The organism is Bradyrhizobium sp. JHI2711, assembly GCF_056156565.1.
Window position 1 is genome coordinate 1614152 of the sequence record NZ_JBPZPT010000001.1, and the last position, 24503, is coordinate 1638654.

A 24503-nucleotide genomic window follows, 5' to 3' on the forward strand; every position below is an offset into this window, starting at 1 on the left:
GGACGGGAGCTGAGGATGGGACCGCGGGTCAGCACGGGCATTGTGGCCGAGCGCCTTGCCGGCATGATCGGTCCGCGCGCGAGCGTCGCGCGCGGCGTGCTCGATCAGCACGGGCAGAGCGAGTCGCACTATCAGAGCCTGCCGCCCGACATCGTGGTCTTCCCTGAGACCACGCAGGAGGTCGCCGAAATCGTCAAGCTCTGCGCCGGCGTGGGCATGCCGATCGTTCCGTTCGGCGCCGGGACCTCGCTCGAAGGCAATGCGGCCGCGGTCGCCGGCGGCGTCTGCTTCGACTTCGCGCGCATGAACAAGGTGCTCACGGTGCACGACAGCGACATGGACGTCGTGGTGCAGCCCGGCATCACGCGCAAGCAACTGAATGCTGAGCTGCGCAATACCGGCCTGTTCTTCCCGATCGATCCCGGCGCCGACGCCTCGATCGGCGGCATGACCTCGACGCGCGCCTCCGGCACGATGGCGGTGCGCTACGGCACCATGAAGGACAATGTCATCGCGCTCGAGGTGGTGCTGGCCGACGGCCGCGTGATCCGCACCGCGCAGCGCGCGCGCAAATCGGCCGCCGGCTATGACCTGACGCGCATGTTCGTCGGCGCGGAGGGGACGCTCGGCGTCATCACCGAGATCACGCTGAAGGTACACCCGGTGCCGCAGGCGATCTCGGCGGCAGTCTGCAGCTTCGACACCCTGCACGATGCGGTGGACACCGCGATCTCCGTGATCCAGTCCGCGATCCCCGTGGCCCGCATCGAGCTGCTCGACGACGTCATGATGCGCGGCATCAATGCCTACGCAAAGCTCGGCTATCGCGAGGCTCCCACCCTGTTCTTCGAATTCCATGGCTCAGAGACTTCCGTCGCCGAGCAGGCCGAAGCCGCGCAGGCGATCGCGGCCGAGCATGGCGGCCATGGCTTTGCCTGGGCCAAGGCGCAGGAAGACCGCAGCCGGCTCTGGCATGCCCGCGACAACACCCTGTACGCCGGCCTTGGCTTGCGGCCCGGCGCGCGCGCTGTGATCACCGACGTCTGCGTGCCGATCTCGCGTCTGGCGGAATGCCTGACGGAGACGCGTCGCGACGGTGACGAGCACGGCTTCACCGCGCCGATCGTCGGCCATGTCGGCGACGGCAATTTCCACATGCTGATCCTGATCGACCCGACACGACCGGAGGAGGTCGAGGGCGCCAAGGCGCTGCAGGCCCGCATGGTCGCGCGCGCCATCGCCATGGACGGCACCTGCACCGGCGAGCACGGCATCGGGCTCGGCAAGATCGGCTATCTCACCGACGAGCTCGGCGAGGCCGTGGATGTGATGCGATCGATCAAGGCGGTGCTCGATCCCGACGGATTGATGAACCCCGGAAAGATCTTTGCTGGCAGAGCCAAAACATGAGCAACAAGCCATGAGCGACGCGCTCCCGATCGAGGTCACCTCGCCCACGCCGCTGCTGGAACTGCGCGGCATCAGCAAGGAGTTTCCGGGCGTCAAGGCGCTGGACGACGTGTCCTTTGCCGTATACCCCGGCGAAGTCCATATGCTGCTGGGCGAGAACGGCGCCGGCAAGTCGAGCCTGATGAAAGTGCTGTGCGGCGCCTATCGCGCCGACGCCGGCGAATTCTATTACAACGGCGAACGCGTCGCGATCTCCTCGACTGCCGATGCGCAGAAGCTCGGCATCGCCGTGATCTTCCAGGAATTCTCGCTGGTCCCCCATCTCGACATCGCCCAGAACATCTTCTTGGGACGCGAGCCGAAGGGCCGCATTCCCGGCACCATCGACCGCCGCAGGATATTGGCCGACGCAAGGCGCGTGCTCGACACGATCGGCTTCGACATCGATCCCGCCACCATTGTCGACAAGCTCGGCGTCGCCCAGCAGCAGATGGTCGAGATCGCCAAGGCGATCAGCCAGAACGCCCGCATCCTCGTCATGGACGAGCCGACCGCGGCGCTGTCCGACCGCGAGACCGAGCTCTTGTTCGCGCTGATCGCGCGGCTGAAGGCCGACGGCGTCTCGATCGTCTATATCTCGCACCGCATGGCCGAGGTGTTCGCGCTCGGCGATCGCATCACCGTGCTGCGCGACGGCCGCCGCATCGACGGCGTCCGGCCCGCCGACGTCACGCCGGACCAGCTCGTGCGCATGATGGTCGGCCGCAACGTCGACATGACCTATCCGCGGAATTTCGCCGACAAGCCCGGCGAGGTGCTGCTCGAGGTCAAGGGCCTCTCCGCGTCCACCGGCATCTCCGACATCAACATCGAGGTGCGCCGCGGCGAGATCGTTGGGCTGTGCGGGCTGGTCGGCTCCGGCCGCAGCGAGGTCGCCCGCGCCATCTTCGGCGCCGATCCCGTGACATCGGGGGAGATCATCTTCGACGGCAAGAGCATTTTCGGCGAGCCGGATCTCGCCGCCCGCCGCGGCATCGCGCTGATCCCGGAGAGCCGCAAGAGCGAAGGCCTCGCGCTGCTGCGATCCGTCAGCGACAATCTGGTGGTGTCGGCGCTGAGAAGACTGTTCCCGAGCGGGCTGTTCGACCAACGCTCGGCCCAGCGTACCGCCGACGGCCTGATCCGGCAGCTCCGCATCGCGACACCAAGCGCACGCCAGACCGTCGGACTGCTCTCGGGCGGCAACCAGCAGAAAGTCGTGATCGGCAAATGGCTGGCAGCCGGCTCGAAGCTCTTCATCTTCGACGAGCCGACGCGCGGCATCGATATCGGCGCCAAGTCGGAGATCTTCGCGCTGATCGACCGCCTCGTCGCGGACGGCGCCGCGGCGCTGATGATCTCGTCCGAGCAGGTCGAGATCTGCCATGTCTGCGACCGCGCCTATGTGATGCGCGAGGGGCGCATCGCGGGACATTTGTCACGCAACGAATTGACCGAGGAGAACATCGTGCGACTGGGGATGCATCATGCGTGAAGCCGCGATCGTCTCAGAGCCCAATCCGCTGCAGCGCATTCCCGGCGTTGCCATGGTGCTGGTGCTGCTGATCGTGCTGTTCAGCGTGATCGCGCCCGGCTTCCTGTCGGTCGCCAACCTCTCCAACGTGCTGGTGCAGTCGACCATCCTGACCATGCTCGCGCTGCCGATGACCCTGATCATCATGACGGAGGGGCTGGACCTGTCGATGGGCGCGGTGCTGACGCTGACCTCGCTCTGCGTCGCGATCGTGTCGCTTGCGACCAAGTCGATGCTGCTCGGCCTCGGCGCCGGCCTTCTGGTCGGCACGGCCTTCGGCCTCGCCAACGGCTGGCTGGTCGCCATTCTCGGCATACCTCCCTTCGTCGCGACGCTCGGCACGCTCGGCATGGCGCAGGGCCTGTCGCTGATCGTCAGCGACGGCCAGAGCGTGGTCGGCATTCCCCACAGCGTGCGCGACATCTATTCGGCGACGCTGCTCGGCATTCCCGTGCCGATCGTGATGGCGCTGGTGACATATGCGACCTTTCACGGCCTGCTCTATCACACCCGCTTCGGCACCTACATCTTCGCCCTCGGCGGCAACCGCGAGGCGCTGCGCTATGCCGGGCTCTCGCCCAACAGGCTGCTGATCGCGGTCTACGCGATCGGTGGCGCCATGGCCGGAATCGCAGGCCTGTTGATGACCGCACGCATGAACTCCGGCCATCCCACCGCCGGCCTCGGCCTGGAATTCGATGCCATCGCGGCCGTCGCCGTCGGCGGCACCTCGTTCGAGCGGGGCAATGGCTGGCTACTCGGTACGCTGCTCGGGGTCCTTTCCGTCGGCGTGTTGCGCAACGGCCTGAACCTGATCTCGCTGCCCTCCTCGGTGCAGGTCGCCAGCGTCGGCGTGCTCGTCATCGTTGCCCTGTTCCTCGACGGCCTCAGGAGCCGCACATGACCGACATCACCAAGGGCGCCATGGCGCCGCCCCGCTCCTTCCTGTCGCAGGACGCGGTCCAGCTATTCTATCGCCTGCTCGCGGCTTTCCTGATCTGCGCGGTGCTGGCCGTGCTCAGCGATTCCTTCCTGAGCCTCGGCAACATCCTCAACGTGCTGAGGCAGGCAAGCTTGACCTTCTTCATCGCCTCCGGCCTGACGCTGGTGGTGCTGACCGCAGGCCTCGATCTCTCCGTCGGCGCCAATGTCGCGCTGTCCGCCTGCCTCGCCGGTACCGTGATCCACACGACCGGTTCGCCTGCGCTCGGCATCCTCACCGGACTTGCCTGCGGCGGGCTCGTCGGCCTGATCAACGGCGTCATGGTCACGGCGCTCCGCATCCCCTCCTTCATCGCCACCTACGGCATGCTCTGGGTGCTGAACGGCCTCACCTATTGGTACATGGCGGGCGAGACCCTGCACGGCTTCCCGGCCGGCTTCCGCCAGATCGGCAGCGGCTATCTGTTCGGCCTGCCCATTCCGGTCTACCTGCTCCTGGTGTTCCTCGGCATCGGGACGTTCTTCGCGCAGCGCACGGTCTGGGGCCAGGAGATCTACGCGATCGGCGCCAATCCTGTCGCCGCACGACTATCAGGCATTCCCGTCGCGCGCCGCCTGCTGCTGGTCTACGCGGTCTCAGGCACCATGGCGGGACTTGCCTCGATCATCTTCCTGTCGCGGCTCAATTCGGCCGAGGCCGATATCGGCGAGAGCCTGACGCTGCCGGCGATCGCGGCCGTTCTGATCGGGGGCACCTCGCTGTTCGGCGGCGTCGGCACCGTGTTCGGCACCTTCATCGGCGCGCTGATCCTGACCCTGGTGCTGAACGGCATGAACCTGCTCGCGGTCAGCGCCAATTGGCAGCCGCTCGTCACCGGCGTCATCGTCATTCTCGCGGTCTGGCTCGACATGAAGACCCGCCGCCGCGCGCAATGAGTTCCAGCAATCCAACAAGCAAAATGAGGGATGGAGGCAATATGAGAAAGACAATTGGCTATGTGGCGCTGCCGCTGCTGATGGCGACCGCGCTCACCACTGCGGCGCGTGCCGACGGCGAGACCATCGCCGTCTTCACCAAGAACCAGACCAATCCGTTCTTCCAGACGGTGCGGGTCGGCGCCGACAACATGGCGAAGGTGCTGAACGCGAAGACGCTGCAGTACATCCCGACCAAGCCGGACTCGATCCCCGAGCAGCTCAGCCAGATCGAGGACGTCGTGGTGAAGAAGCCGAGCGCGATCGTGTTCACGCCGGTCGATTACAAGGCGATGGTCCCCGGGGTCGAGAAGATCAACGAAGCCAAGATCCCGGTCGTCAACATCACCGACCGTTCTGCCGGCGGCAAGTTCCTGTCCTTCGTCGGCGCCGACGATTACAGCCTTGGGCTGGAGACCGCGCGCTTCCTGCTGAAGACGCTCGGCGGCAAGGGCAACATCGTCATCATCGAAGGCGTCAAGGGCTCGCTGACCAATGTCGACCGCGTCCGCGGCTTCAACGACGCGCTGAAGGAAGCGCCCGGCGCCAAGCTGCTGGCCTCGCAGCCCGGCAACTACCAGCGGCTGCAGGCGCTTCAGGTCATGGAGAATTTGATGCAGTCCAATTCGCAGATCGACGGCGTGTTAGCCGCCAACGACGCCATGGCGGTCGGCGCGATCGAGGCGCTCGACGGTGCCAACCGCAAGGCGCAGGTGATCGGCATCAACGGCACCAAGGAGGCGATCGACGCGATCAAGTCCGGCAAGCTGCTGGCGAGCGGCGACTACAACGGCTTTGCGCAAGGCTGCCTCGGCACCATGATGGCGATCCGCTCCTTGCGGGGCCAGCCTGTCATCAGCGAGATCGTGCTGAAGCCGACGGTGATCACCAAGGACAATTACGGGCCGTTCGACGTGCCGCTGGAGCAGCGGACCTGTCCCACCTTCGAGGACGCCGGCAAGCTCAGCGCGAAGTAGGCCATCCCCCCACATCAAGACCGGACGGCCGCAGCCCGCGGCCGTCCCAAGAATGAAGCCAAGAAACGGAGACAGCATGCTGTTCGCCATTCACGCCCTCGACCGCACCGGCGCGTTGCCGACGCGGCTCGCCAATTACGACGCCCACAAGGCTTTCCTCAGCGACACCTCGCGCTTCGGCGTCAAGATCGTGATGTCCGGTCCGCTCGTCTCCGACGACGGCCAGACCATGATCGGCAGCCTGTTCCTGATCGAGGCCCCTAGCCGTAGCGAGGTCGAGGCCTTCAATCGCGCCGATCCGTTTGCCGCGGCCGGCATCTGGGACAAGGTGACGATCACCGGCTTCCTGCGCCGGCAGGGTTGAGGGTCCGCCACGACAAAGTGCGAAAACAACCCCATGCACAGTACAACGGGGCTTGTTTTCGCTTACGAATTTCCGATGCACCGCGCGACCTCGCATCCGAGGCCAATGCCAACCCGGATCGGCGGTGGATTTTGACTCGTCGGGCAAAACAGGGGCATAATGTAATCATCACCCGATGTCAGTTGCGCCCGCCATCCAGGCACCTGCCCAGCGTCGGCGCGGTGTGCGACGCGGACTGGAGTCAGGTCCTTAACCGCTGACTGCCGGCGCAGCCTCTTCCAGGTGACACGCCACCCACTGCTCGGCTCCGGCCGCGCGCAGCGTCGGCTCCTCGGTCCGGCAACGATCGAACACGAACGGGCAACGGGTGTGAAAGCGACACCCCTTCGGCGGATTGATCGGGCTCGGCACGTCGCCCTTGAGGATGATGGGATTGCGCTGGGCTCCGGGCTCCGGCAGCGGCACGGCCGAAAGCAGCGCTTTAGTGTAGGGATGCCTTGGCGCGGCAAAGATCTCGCGGCGCGGGGCGACCTCGACGATCTTACCGAGATACATCACGGCGACGCGATGGGTCATGTGCTCGACGATGGCAAGATCGTGGCTGATGAAGAGCAGCGCGAGCCCGAACTCGCGCTGCAGGTCCTGCAAGAGATTGACGATCTGCGCCTTTACCGAAACGTCCAGCGCGGAGACCGCCTCGTCGCAGACGATCAGCTCGGGCTCGGCAGCCAGCGCCCGCGCAATGCCAATGCGCTGACGCTGGCCGCCGGAGAATTCGTGCGGCCTGCGGTTCAGCGCCTCGCGCGGCAGGCGCACCGTGTCCATCAGTGATGTGACACGGACCTCGAGATCCTCTGCGGACTTGGCGAGGCCGAAATTGCGGATCGGCTCGGCGAGAATGTCGCGCACGCGCATGCGCGGATTGAGGCTGGAGAACGGATCCTGGAACACGACCTGCACGCGGCGGCGCATCTGGCGCATCGTGCCCGGTGCGGCGTCATCGATCCTCTGGCCGTCGAGGATGACCTGGCCCGAGGTGATCTCGAACAGCCGCAGGATGGCGCGGCCGACCGTCGATTTTCCGCAGCCGGACTCGCCGACCAGGGACAGCGTCTCGCCGCGCGCGATCTCGAAGGAGACGCCGTCCACCGCGTAGACGAATTCGGACTTGCGGCCGAACAGGCCGCTCTTGACCGGAAAATGTTTCTTGAGGTCGTTGACCTGGAGCAGCGGAGGACTCATGCCGCGACGGCTCCCTTGGCGGCGTAATGGCAGGCGGCGACGTGGCGCGGGCCCTTCTCTTCAAGTCCGGGCGCATATTGCCGGCAGACGTCGGTCGCGAGCGCACAGCGGCCGGCGAAGACGCAGCCGATAATGGGCTTGCGGAGATCCGGCACTTGCCCCGGGATCTCGGCGAGCCGCGTCGCGGTGCCCGCGAGCGAGGAGCCGAGCTTCGGCACCGCACCCAACAGGCCCTGCGTATAGGGATGCCGCGGCGAGCGGAACAGCTCGGCCACCGGCGCCTCCTCGACCTTGCGGCCGGCGTACATCACCATAACGCGCTCGGCGATCTCGGCGACGACGCCGAGATCGTGGGTGATCAGGATGATGGCGGCGCCGACCCGGCGCTTCAGATCCAGCATCAGCTTGAGGATCTGCGCCTGGATCGTCACGTCGAGCGCGGTCGTCGGCTCGTCCGCAATGAGAAGCTTGGGATTGCAGGCCAGCGCGACCGCGATCATCACGCGCTGGCGCATGCCGCCGGACAGCTGATGCGGATATTCGCCGACGCGCCGTTTCGGCTCGGGAATGCCGACCACTGTCAGCATCTCGACCGCATGCGCCTCCGCCGCCTGCTTGTCGAGGCCCTGATGGATCATCAAGGTCTCGCGGATCTGGCGGCCGACGGTGAGCACCGGGTTCAGGCTCGTCATCGGTTCCTGAAAGATCATCGAGATGTCGTTGCCGCGGATCGCGCGCATCTCGCGGTCGGACAATTTCAGCAGATCCCTGCCCGCGAAGCGGATGCTGCCTGCGATCCGGCCCGGCGGCTCCGGAATCAGCCGCATCAAGGACATCGATGTCACCGACTTGCCGCAACCGGACTCGCCGACGATGGCGAGCGTCTCACCCTCGTTGACATGGAAGGATACCCCGTCGACCGCGCGGTTGATGCCGCCGGGCGTGCGGAAATGGGTCTGGAGGTTCTCGACTTCGAGCAAAGCCATCGCAATCAGCCTCGATCCATCACAGACAACATCACAGGCTTTTGGCCATGCGCGGGTCCAGCGCATCGCGAAGACCGTCGCCGAGCAGATTCACGGCGAGCACGGTGACGGACAGGAACGCCGCCGGGAAGAACACGATGTAGGGCTTCACCTGCCAAAGCGCGCGGCCCTCGGCCATGATGTTGCCCCAGGACGGGATGGTCGGCGGCGTGCCGGCGCCGATGAAGGACAGGATCGCCTCCGTGATCATGGCACTGGCGCAGATGTAAGTTGCCTGGACCAGCATCGGCGCAACCGTGTTGGGCAGGATGTGGCGCAGGATGATCATCGGCGTGCGCGTGCCGCAGGCCACGGCCGCGTCCACATAGGGCTGTTCGCGCAAGGACAGCACGACGCTGCGGACGAGGCGCGAGACGCGCGGGATCTCGGCGATGGTGATCGCCAGGATGACGTTGCCGACGCTGCCGCGCGTCAGGGCCATGAGCGCGATCGCCAGTAGGATCGGCGGGATCGACATCAGCCCGTCCATGAACCGCATCAGGATGCCGTCGGCCCAGCGGATGAAGCCGGATACCATGCCGATGGCAAGGCCGATCGCCGAGGCGCAGATCGCGACCGACAGGCCGACCGTGAGCGAGACCCGCGCGCCGAACAGCACGCGCGAATAGATGTCGCGGCCGAGCACGTCGGTGCCGAACCAGAAATCGGCCGACGGCGCGCGGGTGCGCTTGGCGGGCGCAAGCGCGGTCGGATCGACCGTGCCGAGGTATGGCGCAAAGACCGCGATCAGCACCAGCATCAGCAGCAGCGCGCCGCCGATCGCGACCGTCGGGTGGCCGCGCAGGAGGCCGACGAAGCCGCGCCGTATCCTGACCGGCCGCAGGATCTCGGGCAGTTGCGGCGCAAGGACGAGGCCGGCCGGAAGCGAATGCGGATTGACGGTGGTGTCGGTCAATAGCGGATCCTCGGGTCAACGAGCGTGTAGACGACGTCGATCATCAGATTGACGAGGACGTAGACGAAGCTGAACAGCAGCACGATGCCCTGGATCACCGGATAGTCACGGCGCAGGATCGCATCGATGGTGAGGCGGCCGAGGCCGGGGATCGCGAACACGCTCTCGGTAACGACCGCCCCGCCGATCAGCAGCGCGATGCCGATCCCGATCACGGTGACGATCGGCACCGCCGCGTTCTTCAGCGCGTGAATGAACAGGATGCCGCCCTGCCCGAGGCCCTTAGCCTTGGCCGTGCGGATATAGTCCTGCTGCAGCACTTCGAGCATGGCTGCCCGCGTGATGCGGGCGACCAACGCGATATAGACGCAGCCGAGCGCGATCGCCGGCAGGATGAGATTCTCGAGCCACGGCCAGAAGCCGGAGCTGAGCGGCGTGTAGCCCTGCACCGGCAGCCATTCCAGCTCCAGCGCGAAGATGTAGGCGAGCATGTAGCCGACCACGAAGACGGGCAGCGAGAATCCGAACACGGCAAAGCCCATGATGACGCGATCGATCAGGCTGCCGGCCTTCCATGCCGCCACCACGCCGAGCGGCACTGCCACCACGATCGTCAGCAGCAGCGTGACGATCATCAGCGACAGCGTCGGTCCGAGACGCTGCCCGATCATCGCCGAGACCGGCAGGTTGGTGAAGATCGAGGTGCCGAGATCGCCGTGCAGGATGCGCCAGACCCAGCCTCCGAACTGGACCAGGAAGGGCCGGTCCAGCCCGAGGCTCTGGCGGATGCGCTCCACATCCTCCGGGCTTGCCTGATCGCCCGCGATCACCACGGCCGGATCGCCGGGCGCGATGTAGAGCAGGCTGAACACGAACAGCGCGACGATGGCCATGACTGGCAAGGTCGCGACGATGCGACGGAGGATGTAAGAGAGCATCTGGCCTCAGCGCAGGATCATGCGGACTTCGACACGCCCCAGAAGAACGGCAGCGGTCCCTTGGCAACGCCGGAGACGTTCTTGCGCCACGCGGTGTAGCTCAGGAAGAAGCCCGTGGGCGCGTAGACGACGTCATCGATCGCCGCCTTGTTGAGGCGGCCCATGGCGGCCTTCTCTTCGTCGACGTTCTTGGCCTCGAACCACGAGGCGACCTCCTTTTCGGTGGCCGCGCTGGTGGGCCAGCCGAACCAGGCCTTGTCGCCGTTGGCACGGATGGCGGTGTAGGGAGCCGGATTGACGCAATCCGCGCCTGCGTGCCAGGTGTGGAACATGTTCCAGCCGCCCTGTCCCGGAGGTGTCTTCTGCGCGCGGCGGGAGCCGACCGTGCCCCAATCGGTTGCGACGAAGTCGACATTCATGCCGAGCTTCTTGAGAAGATCGGCGGTGACGTCGCCCATCGCCTTGGTGATTGGCTGGTCCTGCGCGACGAGGCACGTCACCGGCTGGCCGGAATAGCCGCTCTCGGCGAGCAGCTTCTTGGCGGCGTCCAGATCGCGCTTGCCCTTCAGGATCTCGCCGCCCACTTCGGTGTAGAGCGGCGTATCCGGCGTGAAGAAGCCGGGCAGCGGCTTCCACAGCGAATTGTCGTCGCCGACGATCGCGCGCATGTAGTCTTCCTGGCTGAGCGCCATCAGCACCGCACGCCGCGCCTTGACGTCGTTGAACGGCGGATAAAGGAAGTTCATGCGGAACGAGCCGATATTGCCGAGGGGATCGCCGATATCGACGCTGATATTCTTGTTCTTCTTCAGAACCGGAACGAGATCCGCGATCGGGTTCTCCCACCAGTCGATCTCACCGTTCTGCAACGCGGCCGCCGCGGTTGCCGGATCCGGCATGATCACCCACTCGACGCGGTCGACCATCACCTGCTTGCCGCCAGCAAGCCAGGACGCCTTCTCCTGCCGCGGTGAATAGTCGGCGAATTTCTCGAACACGGCCTTCGCACCGGGGACCCACTCGCTCTTGGCGAACTTCAGCGGACCGGAGCCGATATATTCAGAAATCTGCTTGAACGGATCGGTCTGCGCGATGCGCTCCGGCATGATGAAGCTGCAAGGCGAATTGTTCTTGCCGAGCGCGTAGAGCAATTTCGGGAAGGGCTGCTTCAGCACCCATTTGAAGGTGCGGTCGTCGACGGCCGTGAGCTCCTGCTGGAGCGCCTTGATCATCAGGCCCATCGGATCGCGCGCCGACCAGCGCGTCAGACTTGCCACGACGTCCTTGCTGAGCACCGGCTCGCCATCGTGGAACTTGAGGCCGGGCCGCAGCTTGAACGTCCAGGTGGTGCCGTCGTCGGTCACTTCCTCGGACTCGACCATCTGCCGCTGCGGCCGGAACGAGGAATCGATGCCGTAGAGCGTGTCCCAGACCATCGCGGCGGCATTGCGCACGACATATTGCGTGCCCCAGATCGGGTCGAAATTGGCGAGATTGGCCTGGGGCACGAATCGCAGGGTGCGCGCCGCCGCACCCTGGGCGATCGCCGGGGCCGACAGGCCACCCGTCAACGCCAGACTGCCCGCGCCAGCCAGTCCCTTCAATACCGTCCTGCGATCCATGAAGTCCTCCCAGAGATGCCGTGATGCCAGCTATTCATTGGCAAAGGGCAAGTGAAACCGAACCCATTTGCAAGCAAATGGTATGCCACTAAATGCGGCTTCGCCAGCGGGATCTCGCCATTTGGCGGCCCAGGAATACGAGTTCGGGGTTCACAGAGCGGCCGCCAGCGTCGGCCCGGTCTCGATATGCGGGATCGCCTCGACCAGTTTGCGCGTGTAGTCGGTCTTTGGATTGTCAAACAGCGCCCGGCTCTCGCCCTGCTCCACGATGCCGCCGTTGCGCAGCACGATGGTGCGGTCGCACAGCATGCGCACGACGTTGAGATCGTGGCTGACGAACAGCAGCGCAATGTCGTTCTCGCGCCTGAGGCGATCGAGCAGTTGCAGCACAACCGCCTGCACCGAGACGTCAAGCGCGGCGGTCGGCTCGTCCAGCACCAGCAGCCGCGGCCGGCAGGCGATGGCGCGGGCGATGCCGACGCGGGCCTTCTGCCCGCCGGAGAGCTGATGCGGAAACCGCGGCAACAGATCGAGCGGCAGCCCGACTCGCTCGGCGCATTCTTCCACCCGTTTGCGCAAGCCTTCGCCCGCGCGCATGCCGTCGAGCCGCATCAAGGGATGGGCAATGCAATCGAACGCCGTGAAGCGCGGGTTGAGGCTTTCGTTCGGGTCCTGAAAGACCATCTGGATGTCTTTGCGCAACGGCGAGCGGTGGAAATCGCGCGCCGCCACGTGCCCGATCGACTGCCCGTCGAACACGATGTCGCCCTCGCTCGGATCGATCAGGCGGCAGATCATGCGCGAGGTCGTGCTCTTGCCCGAGCCGGACTCGCCAACCAGCCCGACACTCTCGCCGCCCGCCATCGTCATCGAGAAGTCGGCAACCGCAGCAGAGCCCTGATCGAAACGCTTGGCGAGCTTGCGTACTTCCAGGAGCGGCGGCGTGCCGTGCGCTCGCTCCTGCCTGGGTCTGGTGACGACGTTGGCGTAACGCTCTCTGTCCTCCTCCGTCACGAGATCTTCGATCCGTGACGTCGCCGTCGGCGACGCCGCTACCAGTCGTCTGGTATAGGCGTGCTGCGGCGCGCTGAAGAGAATGCCGGGGCTCGCCTCCTCGACGATGCGGCCGCGCTCCATCACGGCAATGCGGCGGCAGTAGCGTGCCGCAAGGCCGAGGTCGTGCGTGATCAGGATCGTGGCCATGCCTCGCGCGGCGGCAATGTCTGCCAGCAGATCCATCACCACCTTCTGCGTGGTAACGTCGAGGCCGGTGGTCGGCTCGTCCGCGATCAACAGCGCAGGATTGCAGGAGATCGCGATCGCGATCATGACGCGCTGGCACATGCCGCCGGAGAGCTCGTGCGGATAGGCGTTCATCCGCGCCTCGGGATCGCGGATCTGAACGGCGCGCAGCAGGTCCAGCGCCTCGGCACGCGCGGCCTCTTTCGAGATACGCTTGTGGGTGAGGATCGCGTCCGCGATCTGCAGGCCGATCGCGCGGATCGGGTTGAGCGCCGCCCGCGGATTCTGGAAGATCATCGACATCGCGGCGCCCTGCAGCTGTCGCAGATCATCGCCGCGGAGCTTGGTGACGTCCTGCCCGCGGAACAGGATCTTGCCGCCGGTGACGCGGCCGGCTGCATCGAGCAGCCGCGTCGTCGCAAAGCCAGTGACCGACTTGCCCGAGCCGCTCTCGCCGACGAGGCCGAGCATCTCGCCGGCCTTGACGGTGAGCGTGACGCCGCGCACGGCCTCGACCATGCCCCGCCGCGTCGAGAACGCGACGTGGAGGTCGTCGATCCTGAGCAGGTCCTCGCTCATGTGCGCATCCGCGGATCGAGAATGTCCCGCATGCCGTCGCCGAGGAGGTTGAAGCACAGCACGGCCAGCATCAGTGCGAGGCCGGGAAAGGCCACCAGCCACCAGCGTCCGGTGGAGATGAAGCGCGCGCCTTCCGCGACCATGATGCCCCATTCCGGCGTCGGCGGCTTGACGCCGAGACCGATGAAGGACAGGCCGGCGGCATTGAGAATGGCCCAGCCGAGATTGAGCGAGATCTGCACCGCCATCGCCGGCAGGATGTTCGGCAGCAGGAAGCGCAGCACCACCGAGAAATGGCTCTCGCCGCAGGCGCGCGCAGCCTCGACCCAGCCGACATTGCGGCGGACGTTGACCTCGGCGCGCGCGAAGCGGATGTAGAACGGAAGATTGATGATCGCGGTCGCGATCACGATGTTCTCGATCCGGTTGCCGAGCGCGGCGACCATCGCCATCGCTAGCACGAACAGCGGAAACGCCATCATCACGTCGACGAAGCGGCCGACGGCGCGATCGAGCCGTCCGCCGGCATAGCCGCAGAACGCGCCGACGACGGCCCCGATCGCGAACGAGATTCCGACCGCGGAGACTGCGATGGCAAGGTCGAGCCGTGCAGCGATGATGAGACGGCTGAACACGTCGCGGCCGAGCTGGTCCGTGCCGGCAATGTGCGCCGCACTCGGCGGCAGCAGCGCCTCCGACACGTTCGAGGCCACGGGGTCGTAAGGCACGATCCACGGTCCGAAGATCGCGACCAGGACGAACAGCGTCACCCCGGCCGCGGCCACCGCCGTGAGCGGATTGCCGCGCAGGATCCAGACCGAATGGCGAAGTGTGGCGCTGGTCATTCGATCGACACCCTGGGATCGGCGATGCCGTAGCAGATGTCCACGACGAGATTGACCAGCACGAACAGGCTGGCCATCAGCAGCACGAAACCCTGCACCGGCGCATAGTCGGAGGACAGCAACGCGTCGAGCGCATAAGAGGCCACGCCCGGCCAGGAGAACACTTTCTCCACCAGCACGTTGGCGCCCAGCATGGTCGAGAACACGATGCCGGCGATGGTGATGACGGGCAGGATCGCATTGCGGAGCGCATAGGTGACGACCACCTTGCGCCAGGACAATCCGACCGAGCGCGCAGTGCGCACGAAATCGCTGCCGAGCGAGACCAGCATCGAGGCCCGCGTGATCCGCGCCAGCGGCGCGATCACGAACAGCGCCATGCTCACCGCCGGCAGGATCAACTGCCTGCAGGCCGCCCACCAGCCCTCGACGTCGCCGGCGAGCAGGAAATCGATCGAGAGGAAGCCGGTGCGCTGCGGCGGCAGCGAGGTGAAGACGTCGATGCGCCCGGTCGGATCAGGGGCCAGCCCGAACAGATAATAGAAGACATAGATCAAGAGCAGGCCCGAGACGAAGGTCGGCACGCAGACGCCGAGTGCGCAGAACAGCCGAACGCCGTGATCGATGATCGATCCCGGCCGCAGCGCCGCCAGCACCCCAAGCGGCACTGCCGCGATGAGCGCGATCAGCAGTGCGGTGAAGGTGAGCTCCAGCGAAGCCGGCAATCGCTCGCGCAGGTCCTTCAGCACCGGCTGTCCCGTCATCATCGAGCGGCCGAGATTGCCGTGGCCGATGTCGGAGAGATAGAACACGAGCTGCTCCGGCACGGATTTGTCGAGCCCCATCTGCTTGCGGATCTGCTCGATCTCCTCCTTGCCGGCATTGGGCCCCGAGGCGAAGAACACCGCGGGGTCGCCGGGCAGGACGCGCATCAACAGGAAGGTGAAGACCAGCACACCGAACAGTGCCGGCAGCGACGACAAGAGCCGCCTGCCCGCCCGCACCATCGTTGCACCAAGACCGGTCGTCACCATTCAGCGTCCCTGCTTGCCGCGGATGTCACTTGCGGCTGACATCGCGATAATCCACCTGGCGGTGGAACTCATAGGTGTAGCCTTCGATCGACGGCGCCATCACCGCGTCCTGATTGGGCTGCCACAGCATGATCTGCGGCATCAGGTCGAAATGCATCGCGTTGAGCTTGCGGCCGGCGGCCTCGTACTTGGCCTTATCGGGCTCGAAGCGGGCCTCCTGCGCAATCGCGGCAAGGTCCGGGTTGTTGATCGAAGAGTAATTCCAGCGCTGAGTGCCGGTGTAGAAGTTGCGGTAGAAATAGTCGGTCGACGGCAGCCAGGCGACGATACCTTCGGTGAAGAACGGCAGCTTCTTCTCGTTGATCTGCGTCGACATCTGCGCGTCCGGCAGCTTCTGGATGTCGACCTTGATGCCAATCTTGCCAAGCGACTCCTTGACGAGGGCGGCCATCGGCTCGGCCGTCGCGGCCTGGCCGACATTGAAGCTGAAGGTAGTCGCGAATCCCTCCGGAAGACCGGCGGCCTTGAGGTACTCCCTGGCCTTGTCGAGATCGAGCTTCAGCGGCTGCTGGAACGGATAGATGCCATTCGCCGGCTTGCCGTCCACCCAGGTCGCGCCGAACAGCGGCGCGCCACGGCCGAACAGGGCGGCCTTGAACATGTCGTCATAGGGCAGCGCGTAGGCGATGGCGCGCCGCACATTGACGTTGTCGAACGGCGGGATCTGGTTGTTCATCGAGACGTAGGTGACCGCGTTGTATTGCGGCGTCGAGATCACCTTGAGCTTGCCCTTTGCCTCCAGCGACTGCACGTCGCTCGCCTGCAGGTCGAGCACGAGATCGGCATCGCCGCGCTCGACGAGGTTGGCGCGCGTCGCCGGCTCCGGCACCGACTGCACGATGACGCGCTTGAAGTACGCCGGCTTGCCCGGCGATCCGCGGTTCCAGGCCTCGTTGCGCTTGATGATCACCTGCTCGCCGGGCTTGAAGCTCTCGACCGCATAGGCGCCGCTGCCGGCGGTGTGCTCCTTCAGCCAGGCCGTGGCCCAGGGATCGTCAGCCGTCGCGTGCTCTTTTGCCACTTTCGAGTTGATGATCATCGGGTAAACGGTGGCAAGATTAGGCAGCGCAAGCTTGTCGGGTTTTGGAAGCGTCACCTCGATGGTGAGGGGATCGATCACCTTGAACTGATCGGCCGACGTCAGCGAGCCCGTCAGCAGCTGCGCCTTGCCGAGGATCGGCGCGGTGACGCAGCGGTCGAGCGACCACTTGACATCCTCGGCCGTGACCGGCGAGCCGTCCTGGAACTTTGCATCCTTGCGCAGGCGGAAGGTGATCTTCAGTCCGTCGGGACTGACGTCATAGGATTCGGCGAGCTCGCCGGTGATCGTGTCGAGGTCGAACACCCATTTGCCGTTGAGCTGCTTGCGGCCGAATGCCACCAGCCGGTCATAGGTGCTCATGCTCAACGCGAAGGATTCGCGGGTCGAGCCGGGGATGTTGGGATCGAGCGTGTTGACGGAGGCGCCGGTGACGTAGCGCAAGGTCTCTGCCCTGGTTTGCGCTTGCGACGGCGCAGTGGCGATGAGCAGCAGCGCAGTGGTAGCGAGAACTCGGGTCGCCAGTCTGAAAGACACAAAACGCATTGGTTTTTCCCTGAATTTCGAACGAGAACGCCAGCAAGGCAGGTTCAGAAGGAAGCAAGTTGCGCGCCAGTCCGATCGGACATTTCGAGGGACGGTAGGTCGCGACGGCGCATGGGTGATCACAGCGATTCCCCCATTTCTCGCGCCTGACGCGTCACCACGGCCTGCGGCACGTCATAGGCGCTGAGCGAATCCCAGTGCCGTTCGACATCGGCGCGAAACAGGCCGCGCGTCAGGCCGTGGACCAGCTTTGGAACGGCGGTCGTCATCGCATTGATCGACGACCCTGACGGACCGAAGCTCATGGTGGAGGCGATGGCGAACAGATGGATGTCGGCGATCCACGGCGTCGTTCCCGGCTTGCGCTCGGTGAAGGCATAGTCGTCGGCGAGATAGGGAAAGCGGCCGAGCCGTTCGTTGCGTTCGTGTTCCGGCGGCTGGTAGCGGTCGGCCCAGGTCGCGATGTTGCCGGCACATTGGGCGAGCTCGCCGCGGCCGGCAAAGTCCATGTCGATGCCGGTGCCGCAGATGACGAAATCGGCGGTGATGGCGCCGCGCGGCGTCTGGAGTTCAACGCCGTTATCGGTCTTGCGCGCGGCTTCGACCGGCGCGGCCTCGTGCAGTGTGAAGTTGGCGTGACGCGCACAGCGGTCATAGGTCGGCTGCGGAAATCCTTCCCGCATCCCGAGGATCTTGCGCATGAAGCGCCAGCGCCAGGCATCGTCGAGATCGCTGAGATGACGCAGGAAGCCACGAAAGGTCAGCCAGCGATAGGGCTGGATCACCTGGATCTGCGCACGCCGGCACAGCAAGTGCACTTCAGCGGCACCGGCCTCCAGCGCAGTCGCCGCATTGTCGAAAGCGGAGGCGCCGGCACCGACCACGGCGACGCGCTTGCCGCGCAGGCTTTCGAAATCGATGTCGTCGGCGACGGTTGCAACAGAGCTCGCCGGCAGATGCACCAGCTGCTCCGGAATCATCCAACCGCCCATGCCCTCCTGCCCTGTCGCAAGCACGATCTTCCGCGCATAGAGCGTTTCGACCTCTCCTGCCCGTTTCACGCGCGCAGCGAGCAGGCCGTCAGCCGCCGGCGCGATCTCCTTGAGCTCGCAAGCGTTGCGCACCGGCAAGCCGACCGTGCGCCGCAGCCAGAGCAGATACTCCGCCCAATGCTCGCGCGCGATCAGGCCGAGCTCCTTCCAGCTCGCCTTGCCGAAGCGGGCCTCGTGCCAGGACTGGTAGGTCAGGCCGGGGATGTCGAGGTCGGGCCCGGTGTAGTCCTTCGGGCTGCGGAGCGTCGGCATCCGGGCGTAGGTGAGCCACGGGCCCTCCTTGCCCTCTTCGGCCTTGTCGATCAGCAGGATGTTGCTGACGCGCGAGCGCAGCAGGCCGAAGCCGATGGCGATGCCGGACTGGCCGGCGCCGACGATGAGAACATCCAGCGCCGGCTTGCCGTCTGGCCCCGCTTTCGGTTCGAGCCACGCCGCGCCGGGATGCGCGATCCGAGCGAGATCGGCGTGAATGTCGGCTTCGAGCTGGGTCAGCGTCTCACTCATGCGGCGAGCCAGCCTCCGTCGACCACCATCACGGTGCCGGTCGTGAACGACGAGGCATCGCTCGCGAGATGCAGTGCGGTTTGCGCGATCTCCTCAGGCACGCCGAAGCGCTTCATGGCGTGGCGGTTGCGCGAGGCCTCGCGCACTTGCTCGGAATTGGCGTGCCGGGCAAAGCTGCGGCGAAGCATCGGCGTGTCGATTGCGCCGGGCGCGATCGCGTTGACACGGATGCCATCCGTTGCGAAATCCACCGCCATGGTCCGCGTCAGGCTGATGATCGCGCCCTTGGCCGCGATATAGGCGCTGTTGCCCTTGCCGCCGGCAATGGCGAGCTGCGATGCCAGCGTGATGATCGAGCCGCTGTTCTGCCGCTGCATCTGCGGCACCGCGGCCCGCGCCCACAGCCAGGTGCCGCCGACATTGGCGCGGAACACCGCGTCCCAGTCGTCCAGGCTCGTCGTGAGCACCGTGCCACCACAGGAGAAGCCAGCCGCCGTCATGAGGATATCGAGCCGGCCATGCCGGGCCACGACGTCGCCGACGACGGTTTCGGCGAATGCGCCATCGCCGACGTCGCCGATATGCGTCGTCGCTTCGCCGATAAGGCTCAGCGTTTCCTCGAGGCCCGCGGCGTCACGATCGACCAAAGCAAGGCGCGCGCCCTCCTCCGCGAACAGTTTTGCGCTGGCGCGGCCGATGCCCGAGCCTGCGCCGGTGATGATGGCCGTGCGCCCCTGCAGCCGCATCTCAGATCCCCTCCTTGTGCTGCATCCACCAGGCGCTCATCGCGGCAGCCGACTCCGCACAGCCGAACCGCGCGCGCCAGCCGAATTCGTCGGCCATTCGCGTTACTGAGAGCGGCGCGCGATCGCCGCCATGAAGCTTGATGAAGGTCTTCTCGCCCGGCTCCGCCAGCCGACACTCCAGCCCGGGATGCAGGGCCGCAAAAGCCTCGCCCCATTGCAACGCCGACCAGGCCGTGCCGCTGGAGATGTTGTAGAGCCGGTGGCGCGGTCGCTCAGCTTCGATCAGCACAGCCACGGCCTCGGCAGCGTCCGGCGCGTAGGTCCAATCCTTGATGCCTGGCGCCGGCAGCAGCGCCGGTTCGCCGCGAGCGAATGCGGCTAGAATCTGAAACTGGAGGCTTGGCGTATCGCGCACCTTCCCGATGCGTTCCCACGGACCGAACACTGCGCTTAAGCGCACACTCAGAAAATCGCCTCCCCACAACTCGGCAAGCCGCGCCACGGATCTCTCTGACGTGAATTTGCTGATGGCGTAGAAGGAGACGGGATCGCACGGCGTCTCCTCGTCCAATATCGGATAGCGTTGCCCCGCGGCTCCATAGGCAGATGCTGACGACAGATTGATCACACGCCGAACACCGCGGCGGATCGCAGCGCTCAGAATCGGGAACTGAGCCATCACATTGATCTCGATAATGCTCGAGGTCGTGGACCGCTCGAGCTGATCCCCGGCAGTTATGGCAGCGCCAAGGACAATCGCGTCAAAGCCCTGCTTTACAAGCGTTTCGATCCTCTCGACGTCCGAGATCTCGCCCTGAATAATCGCGAGCCGCTCCCGGTAGTCGGCAAAGGATCGCTCCGCTCCAGCCGGCAGTTGCTTACGATCATACAGCGTCACCTCATGCCCGCGCGCGAGCAGCACCTCAGCCAGATTGAGGCCGACAAAGCCGGTGCCGCCGAAGATGACGATCTTCATCGCGCGCGATCCACCATCACAGCAGCTCTGCCCCAAAATTCCGTTCGGGATCCATGTCGGCGACGAGCCGGCCGGTCGGCCTGGCCGCCTCGCCGCCGCTGCGCGCCAGGAATTTTCCGCTGCCGGCGCTCGCGAGGCACTTGTCGCCCTCGATGATCACGCGGCCGCGCGAAAGCACCGACACCGGCCAGCCCTTCAGCTTGCGACCCGCGAACGGCGTGTAGCCGGCGAGGTCGTGCATCATCTCGTCGGCGATGGTGACCTCGCGGTTGGGATCCCAGATCGCGATATCGGCGTCGGCCCCGACGGCGATCGAGCCCTTGCGTGGGTGCAGGTTGTAGATCTTTGCAGGCGCCGTTGCGGTCAGTTCGACGAACTTTTCGAGGCCCAGCCGGCCCTTCGACACCATCGCGTCGAACAACAGCGGCAGCCGCAGCTCCAGGCCCGGCAGGCCGTTGGCGACCTGCTTGAAATTCGGATTGGGGCCGGCGCGCAGCTTGCCGGTCTCGTCGTAGCGATACGGCGCGTGGTCCGACGAGATGGTCTGGAGATCGCCGAGCGAGAGCGCCTGCCACAGCGCCTCCTGGTCGGCATGCGAGCGCGGCGGCGGACTGCACATCCACTTGGCACCCTCTGAGCCGGGCTTGTCGAGATCGCCAGCGGTCAGGAACAGATATTGCGGGCAGGTCTCGGCAAAGACCTTGAGCCCCTGCCCGCGCGCGTCGCGGATCACCTTGGCGCCTTCGGCGGTCGAGACGTGGAAGATCATGATCGGCTGGTCGATCAGCGCGGCCATGCCGATCAGCCGGGTGAAGGCTTCGGCTTCCGACACGCGGGCGTGGCTGACGGCGTGGTATTTCGGCATCGTGTAGCCACGTGCGAGCAGCCGCTTCACCATCCAAGCGATGATGCCGTGGTTCTCGGCATGGGCGCACAGCATCGCGCCGGACTGGCGCGCCGCGAGCAGGATGTCGAGCAGCGGCTCGTCATCGACCTTGAGGCGGTCATAGGTCATGAAGATCTTGATCGAGGCATGGCCCTGCTTCACCAGCGCGGGAATGTGTTCCTCGACCGTCTCCTTGGTCGCGTCCGCAATGATCATGTGAAAGGCGTAGTCGATCACCGCACCCTTCTTCGCCAGGGCGTGATAGTCCGCGACGACCTCAGGCAGCTTCATGCCGACATGTTGAGCCGCGAACGGAATCACCGTGGTGGTGCCGCCGAAAGCGGCAGAGACGGTCGCGCTCTCGAACGTGTCGGCGTTCATGATGCCGGCGGCCGACAGCTGCTCGATATGGGCGTGGCTGTCGACGCCGCCGGGCAGCACCAGCTTGCCGCGCGCGTCGAGCTCGCGCTTTGCGGGCGGAAGCCCGCGGCCGATGGCCGCAATGGTCTCGCCGGAGATGGCGACGTCGGCCTCGAAGACGTCGGTCGTGGTGGCGACGCGGCCGCCGCGGATGATCATGTCGTAAGCGGGTTCAGTCATGAGGCACTCCGTGATAGGCTTGAGGCACGTTCGCTAGATCTCGCAGGAAGTCCATCATGTCCCGGCCACGCATTCTCGTCATCAACCCGAACTCCAACCACAAGGTCACGCAGGGGCTGGAGGACGCGTTGAAGCCGCTCGATTTCGAGGGCGGGCCGGAAGTGGTCTGCCAGACGCTGGCCGAAGGTCCGTTCGGCATTGAAAGCCAGGCGGACGCAGACAGCGTTGCGATCCCACTGCGAAAGCTGGTCGAAAGCGACAACAGCTCGGCCGCCTTCGTCATCGCCTGCTACAGCGATCCCGGGCTGCAAGTTTGCCGGGAAGGCACCGACCGCCCCGTGTTCGGCATCGCCGAGTGTGGCGTGCTGACGGCGCTTTCCCGCGCGGAGACTTTTGGCGTCATCGCGATCGCCCAGCGCTCGATCCCGCGGCACATGCGCTATCTCAGGCAGATGGGCCTGACCGACCGCTTTTCCGGCGAGCGGCCGCTGAACATGAGCGTCGCCGAAACCGCCTCCGGCGAAGGCACGCTCGCCAAGATGATCGAGGTCGGCCGCGCGCTGCGCGACGAGGACGGCGCCCGCGCCATCGTGATGGGCTGCGCCGGCATGGCCCGCCACCGCCGTGCGCTGGAAGACGCGCTGCGGATTCCCGTCATCGACCCGACGCAGGCGGCCGTCACGATGGCGCTGGGTACGGTGCAGTTCTCGGCTCACTAGGCGTCCTTCAGCTCTTTGGTATCCTGGCGCGCGAGCCATTGCGCATGGCTCTCGCGGACAAGAGCAAACGTGTCCCGCTGCGTGGTGTAGAGATTGCCGAACATGCGGCCGATCGGCCGATAGGCGTCGAGATCGACATACATGCTGGCGGTATCGACCAGGCCCTCGCGGGCGTGAACCCGCACGACCTCGCCAACCAGCAGCTCGCGATCCGGCGAGAAGGTCAGCACGACATGGCGCCGGCATTCCAGCGCGAAGGGCGCCGCGGCGAGACGCGGCACCTTCACGTCGACCGAAGGTAGCGTCGCCAGGCCCATCGCGGCGACCTCGCTGTCTCCGGAGGGGAAATCGACCGCGCAGTCGTTCATTGCGACCGACAGCGCCTCGTCCACCATGTGCACCACGAACTCGCCGTCGCGATGGATGTTGCGGGTGGTGTCCTTCGGCGAGTGATCCGGCTTGTGCTGCAGGCCGAGCACGATCAGCGCGGGACTTTCGGAGAACACGTTGAAGAAGCTGAACGGCGCGGCATTCACCGCCCCGTTCTCATCCAGCGTCGTCACCAGCGCGATCGGCCGCGGCACCACCACGCCGCACAGCAGCTTGTAGCGATCGCGCGGATCGAGTTCACGCAAGGAAATGCCTTTGTCGGCCATCGGCGTCACTTCTCCGGCGGCGGCACCGCGCCGGTCTGGCTGGTGATCAGACCGTAATGCTCGATGCGGCGATGCCGGGCGAAATCGAAGATGGTGGTCTTTCCGAAGGAGGTGGCATCGAGGTCACAGGCGTGGACCAGCACCTCGTCGTCCTCGCTCTTGGCTTCGGCGACGATCTCGCCATTGGGATCGACGATCAGGCTGCCGCCGAACAGGGGATGACCGTCCTCGACGCCGGCCTTGGCGACCGCGACCACCCAGGTCGCGTTCTGATAGGCGCCGGCCTGCACCGAGAGGCGGTTGTGGAACAGGCGCTTCTCGATGCCCTCCTCGCTCTTCTCGGCATTCACGGACGGCGTGTTGTAGCCGATCAGAACCATCTCGACGCCCTGCAGGCCCATGACGCGATAGGTCTCGGGCCAGCGGCGGTCGTTGCAGATCGCCATGCCGATGATGCCGCCAAGTTCGCGCCAGACCTTGAAGCCGAGATCGCCCGGCTCGAAGTAACGCTTCTCCAGGTGCTGATGCGAGCGCTTGCTGTCGTATTCCACATGGCCAGGCAGATGCACCTTGCGGTATTTGCCGACGATCCTGCCGGTTTTGTCGGTCAGGATCGCGGTGTTGAAGTGGTGGCCATCGGGCGTCAGCTCGGCATAGCCGAAATTCATCGCCATTCCGTGCTGCGCCGCGCGCTCGAACAGCGGCCTGGTCGCCGCGTTCGGCATTTCGCGCTCGAACCAGATGTCGAACTCGGCGCGGTCCTCGACGTACCAGCGCGGGAAGAACGTCGTCAGCGCCAGCTCGGGATAGACGATCAGGTCGGCACCCTTGCTCTTGGCTTCGTCCATCAGCGCGATCATGCGCTTGACCACCGCCTCGCGGCTGTCGGCTTTCTGGATCGGGCCCATCTGGGCGGCGGCGATATTGACGATGCGCATCAGCGAGTTCCTGGTGATGTCTGGGGGGAAGCGTCGGCTTGCAGGATCTTCCGCCGCGCCGAGCATAACGCGGCTGGTTGCCGATATTCCAGCCAAG

At 65.6% G+C, this 24503-nt stretch carries 22 protein-coding genes; 7 read left to right on the plus strand and 15 right to left on the minus strand.

Annotated features, from left to right (window positions below; all coding sequences use genetic code 11):
* Positions 1 to 15: 15 nt before the first annotated feature.
* From ACTEK7_RS07690 to ACTEK7_RS07715, 6 genes are all read left to right on the plus strand, one after another.
* Positions 16 to 1410 (plus strand): FAD-linked oxidase C-terminal domain-containing protein, encoded by a 1395-nt coding sequence (locus ACTEK7_RS07690; protein WP_225145902.1) that lies wholly within the window; start codon positions 16 to 18, stop codon positions 1408 to 1410.
* 10 nt (positions 1411 to 1420) lie between these two features.
* Entirely contained in the window at positions 1421 to 2944 is a 1524-nt protein-coding gene (locus ACTEK7_RS07695) for a sugar ABC transporter ATP-binding protein (RefSeq protein WP_225145903.1), read from the plus strand.
* Positions 2937 to 3887 (plus strand): ABC transporter permease, encoded by a 951-nt coding sequence (locus ACTEK7_RS07700; protein ID WP_225145904.1) that lies wholly within the window; start codon positions 2937 to 2939, stop codon positions 3885 to 3887. The genes ACTEK7_RS07695 and ACTEK7_RS07700 overlap by 8 nt, the downstream gene beginning before the upstream one ends.
* Positions 3884 to 4861, plus strand: a complete 978-nt coding sequence (locus ACTEK7_RS07705) for an ABC transporter permease (RefSeq protein WP_036005199.1) — start codon at positions 3884 to 3886, stop codon at positions 4859 to 4861. The genes ACTEK7_RS07700 and ACTEK7_RS07705 overlap by 4 nt, the downstream gene beginning before the upstream one ends.
* Before the next feature lie 41 nt (positions 4862 to 4902).
* Entirely contained in the window at positions 4903 to 5877 is a 975-nt protein-coding gene (locus ACTEK7_RS07710; protein WP_036005202.1) for a sugar ABC transporter substrate-binding protein, read from the plus strand.
* A 76-nt stretch (positions 5878 to 5953) separates the two neighbouring features.
* Positions 5954 to 6241 carry a YciI family protein gene (locus ACTEK7_RS07715; protein WP_036005205.1) on the plus strand — a complete coding sequence of 96 codons (288 nt, stop codon included), beginning with the start codon at positions 5954 to 5956 and terminating at the stop codon, positions 6239 to 6241.
* 249 nt (positions 6242 to 6490) lie between these two features.
* Here ACTEK7_RS07715 and ACTEK7_RS07720 read toward each other — a convergent pair whose 3' ends face one another.
* The 13 genes from ACTEK7_RS07720 to hydA form a co-directional block, all read right to left on the minus strand.
* Positions 6491 to 7483: an ABC transporter ATP-binding protein gene (locus ACTEK7_RS07720; RefSeq protein ID WP_225141412.1), complete on the minus strand. Its 993-nt coding sequence runs from the start codon at positions 7481 to 7483 to the stop codon at positions 6491 to 6493.
* Entirely contained in the window at positions 7480 to 8469 is a 990-nt protein-coding gene (locus ACTEK7_RS07725) for an ABC transporter ATP-binding protein (protein WP_225145905.1), read from the minus strand. The genes ACTEK7_RS07720 and ACTEK7_RS07725 overlap by 4 nt, the downstream gene beginning before the upstream one ends.
* Positions 8470 to 8500: 31 nt before the next feature.
* A complete protein-coding gene (locus tag ACTEK7_RS07730; protein ID WP_036005259.1) occupies positions 8501 to 9424 on the minus strand; it encodes an ABC transporter permease in 924 nt (307 codons plus the stop codon).
* Complete coding sequence (locus ACTEK7_RS07735) at positions 9421 to 10362, minus strand: ABC transporter permease (protein ID WP_225128937.1); 942 nt, start codon at positions 10360 to 10362, stop codon at positions 9421 to 9423. The genes ACTEK7_RS07730 and ACTEK7_RS07735 overlap by 4 nt, the downstream gene beginning before the upstream one ends.
* Positions 10363 to 10379: 17 nt before the next feature.
* The gene (locus tag ACTEK7_RS07740) at positions 10380 to 11984 is read right to left on the minus strand and encodes an ABC transporter substrate-binding protein (RefSeq protein ID WP_109145850.1); all 1605 of its coding nucleotides are present in this window, start codon (positions 11982 to 11984) and stop codon (positions 10380 to 10382) included.
* A gap of 150 nt (positions 11985 to 12134) precedes the next feature.
* Positions 12135 to 13805 (minus strand): nickel ABC transporter ATP-binding protein NikE, encoded by a 1671-nt coding sequence (gene nikE, locus ACTEK7_RS07745; RefSeq protein WP_057029970.1) that lies wholly within the window; start codon positions 13803 to 13805, stop codon positions 12135 to 12137.
* Positions 13802 to 14650 carry an ABC transporter permease gene (locus ACTEK7_RS07750; RefSeq protein ID WP_225145906.1) on the minus strand — a complete coding sequence of 283 codons (849 nt, stop codon included), beginning with the start codon at positions 14648 to 14650 and terminating at the stop codon, positions 13802 to 13804. Before ACTEK7_RS07750 ends, nikE begins: the two co-directional genes overlap by 4 nt.
* Positions 14647 to 15681 carry an ABC transporter permease gene (locus ACTEK7_RS07755; RefSeq protein ID WP_036005288.1) on the minus strand — a complete coding sequence of 345 codons (1035 nt, stop codon included), beginning with the start codon at positions 15679 to 15681 and terminating at the stop codon, positions 14647 to 14649. Before ACTEK7_RS07755 ends, ACTEK7_RS07750 begins: the two co-directional genes overlap by 4 nt.
* Positions 15682 to 15709: 28 nt before the next feature.
* Positions 15710 to 17329 (minus strand): ABC transporter substrate-binding protein, encoded by a 1620-nt coding sequence (locus tag ACTEK7_RS07760; protein ID WP_225145907.1) that lies wholly within the window; start codon positions 17327 to 17329, stop codon positions 15710 to 15712.
* A 119-nt stretch (positions 17330 to 17448) separates the two neighbouring features.
* The gene (locus tag ACTEK7_RS07765) at positions 17449 to 18885 is read right to left on the minus strand and encodes an NAD(P)-binding domain-containing protein (RefSeq protein ID WP_225145908.1); all 1437 of its coding nucleotides are present in this window, start codon (positions 18883 to 18885) and stop codon (positions 17449 to 17451) included.
* A complete protein-coding gene (locus ACTEK7_RS07770; RefSeq protein WP_036023565.1) occupies positions 18882 to 19631 on the minus strand; it encodes an SDR family oxidoreductase in 750 nt (249 codons plus the stop codon). Before ACTEK7_RS07770 ends, ACTEK7_RS07765 begins: the two co-directional genes overlap by 4 nt.
* Before the next feature lies 1 nt (position 19632).
* Positions 19633 to 20607 carry an NAD-dependent epimerase/dehydratase family protein gene (locus ACTEK7_RS07775; RefSeq protein WP_225145909.1) on the minus strand — a complete coding sequence of 325 codons (975 nt, stop codon included), beginning with the start codon at positions 20605 to 20607 and terminating at the stop codon, positions 19633 to 19635.
* 16 nt (positions 20608 to 20623) lie between these two features.
* A complete protein-coding gene (gene hydA, locus ACTEK7_RS07780) occupies positions 20624 to 22093 on the minus strand; it encodes a dihydropyrimidinase (RefSeq protein ID WP_225145910.1) in 1470 nt (489 codons plus the stop codon).
* Between the two features lie 56 nt (positions 22094 to 22149).
* Between hydA and ACTEK7_RS07785 the strand changes: the two genes are divergently transcribed.
* Entirely contained in the window at positions 22150 to 22812 is a 663-nt protein-coding gene (locus ACTEK7_RS07785; protein WP_225145911.1) for an aspartate/glutamate racemase family protein, read from the plus strand.
* Here the strand turns inward: ACTEK7_RS07785 and ACTEK7_RS07790 are convergent.
* Together ACTEK7_RS07790 and ACTEK7_RS07795 are read right to left on the minus strand one after the other, a co-directional pair.
* Positions 22809 to 23468: a flavin reductase family protein gene (locus ACTEK7_RS07790; protein WP_225145912.1), complete on the minus strand. Its 660-nt coding sequence runs from the start codon at positions 23466 to 23468 to the stop codon at positions 22809 to 22811. The genes ACTEK7_RS07785 and ACTEK7_RS07790 overlap by 4 nt on opposite strands.
* Positions 23469 to 23473: 5 nt before the next feature.
* Positions 23474 to 24406 carry an N-carbamoyl-D-amino-acid hydrolase gene (locus ACTEK7_RS07795; protein ID WP_225145913.1) on the minus strand — a complete coding sequence of 311 codons (933 nt, stop codon included), beginning with the start codon at positions 24404 to 24406 and terminating at the stop codon, positions 23474 to 23476.
* Positions 24407 to 24503: the final 97 nt, after the last annotated feature.

Excerpts from the sequence above, each read along its gene's own strand:
- ACTEK7_RS07765 (WP_225145908.1), bottom strand. The coding sequence starts at position 18,885 with ATGAGTGAGACGCTGACCCAGCTCGAAGCCGACATTCACGCCGATCTC.
- ACTEK7_RS07795 (WP_225145913.1), bottom strand. The coding sequence starts at position 24,406 with ATGCGCATCGTCAATATCGCCGCCGCCCAGATGGGCCCGATCCAGAAA.
- ACTEK7_RS07750 (WP_225145906.1), bottom strand. The coding sequence starts at position 14,650 with ATGACCAGCGCCACACTTCGCCATTCGGTCTGGATCCTGCGCGGCAAT.
- ACTEK7_RS07760 (WP_225145907.1), bottom strand. The coding sequence starts at position 17,329 with ATGCGTTTTGTGTCTTTCAGACTGGCGACCCGAGTTCTCGCTACCACT.
- ACTEK7_RS07715 (WP_036005205.1), top strand. The coding sequence starts at position 5,954 with ATGCTGTTCGCCATTCACGCCCTCGACCGCACCGGCGCGTTGCCGACG.
- ACTEK7_RS07700 (WP_225145904.1), top strand. The coding sequence starts at position 2,937 with ATGCGTGAAGCCGCGATCGTCTCAGAGCCCAATCCGCTGCAGCGCATT.
- ACTEK7_RS07785 (WP_225145911.1), top strand. The coding sequence starts at position 22,150 with ATGTCCCGGCCACGCATTCTCGTCATCAACCCGAACTCCAACCACAAG.
- ACTEK7_RS07725 (WP_225145905.1), bottom strand. The coding sequence starts at position 8,469 with ATGGCTTTGCTCGAAGTCGAGAACCTCCAGACCCATTTCCGCACGCCC.
- ACTEK7_RS07770 (WP_036023565.1), bottom strand. The coding sequence starts at position 19,631 with ATGCGGCTGCAGGGGCGCACGGCCATCATCACCGGCGCAGGCTCGGGC.
- hydA (WP_225145910.1), bottom strand. The coding sequence starts at position 22,093 with ATGACTGAACCCGCTTACGACATGATCATCCGCGGCGGCCGCGTCGCC.
- ACTEK7_RS07705 (WP_036005199.1), top strand. The coding sequence starts at position 3,884 with ATGACCGACATCACCAAGGGCGCCATGGCGCCGCCCCGCTCCTTCCTG.
- ACTEK7_RS07690 (WP_225145902.1), top strand. The coding sequence starts at position 16 with ATGGGACCGCGGGTCAGCACGGGCATTGTGGCCGAGCGCCTTGCCGGC.
- ACTEK7_RS07710 (WP_036005202.1), top strand. The coding sequence starts at position 4,903 with ATGAGAAAGACAATTGGCTATGTGGCGCTGCCGCTGCTGATGGCGACC.
- ACTEK7_RS07790 (WP_225145912.1), bottom strand. The coding sequence starts at position 23,468 with ATGGCCGACAAAGGCATTTCCTTGCGTGAACTCGATCCGCGCGATCGC.
- ACTEK7_RS07735 (WP_225128937.1), bottom strand. The coding sequence starts at position 10,362 with ATGCTCTCTTACATCCTCCGTCGCATCGTCGCGACCTTGCCAGTCATG.
- ACTEK7_RS07720 (WP_225141412.1), bottom strand. The coding sequence starts at position 7,483 with ATGAGTCCTCCGCTGCTCCAGGTCAACGACCTCAAGAAACATTTTCCG.
- nikE (WP_057029970.1), bottom strand. The coding sequence starts at position 13,805 with ATGAGCGAGGACCTGCTCAGGATCGACGACCTCCACGTCGCGTTCTCG.
- ACTEK7_RS07775 (WP_225145909.1), bottom strand. The coding sequence starts at position 20,607 with ATGAAGATCGTCATCTTCGGCGGCACCGGCTTTGTCGGCCTCAATCTG.
- ACTEK7_RS07695 (WP_225145903.1), top strand. The coding sequence starts at position 1,421 with ATGAGCGACGCGCTCCCGATCGAGGTCACCTCGCCCACGCCGCTGCTG.
- ACTEK7_RS07740 (WP_109145850.1), bottom strand. The coding sequence starts at position 11,984 with ATGGATCGCAGGACGGTATTGAAGGGACTGGCTGGCGCGGGCAGTCTG.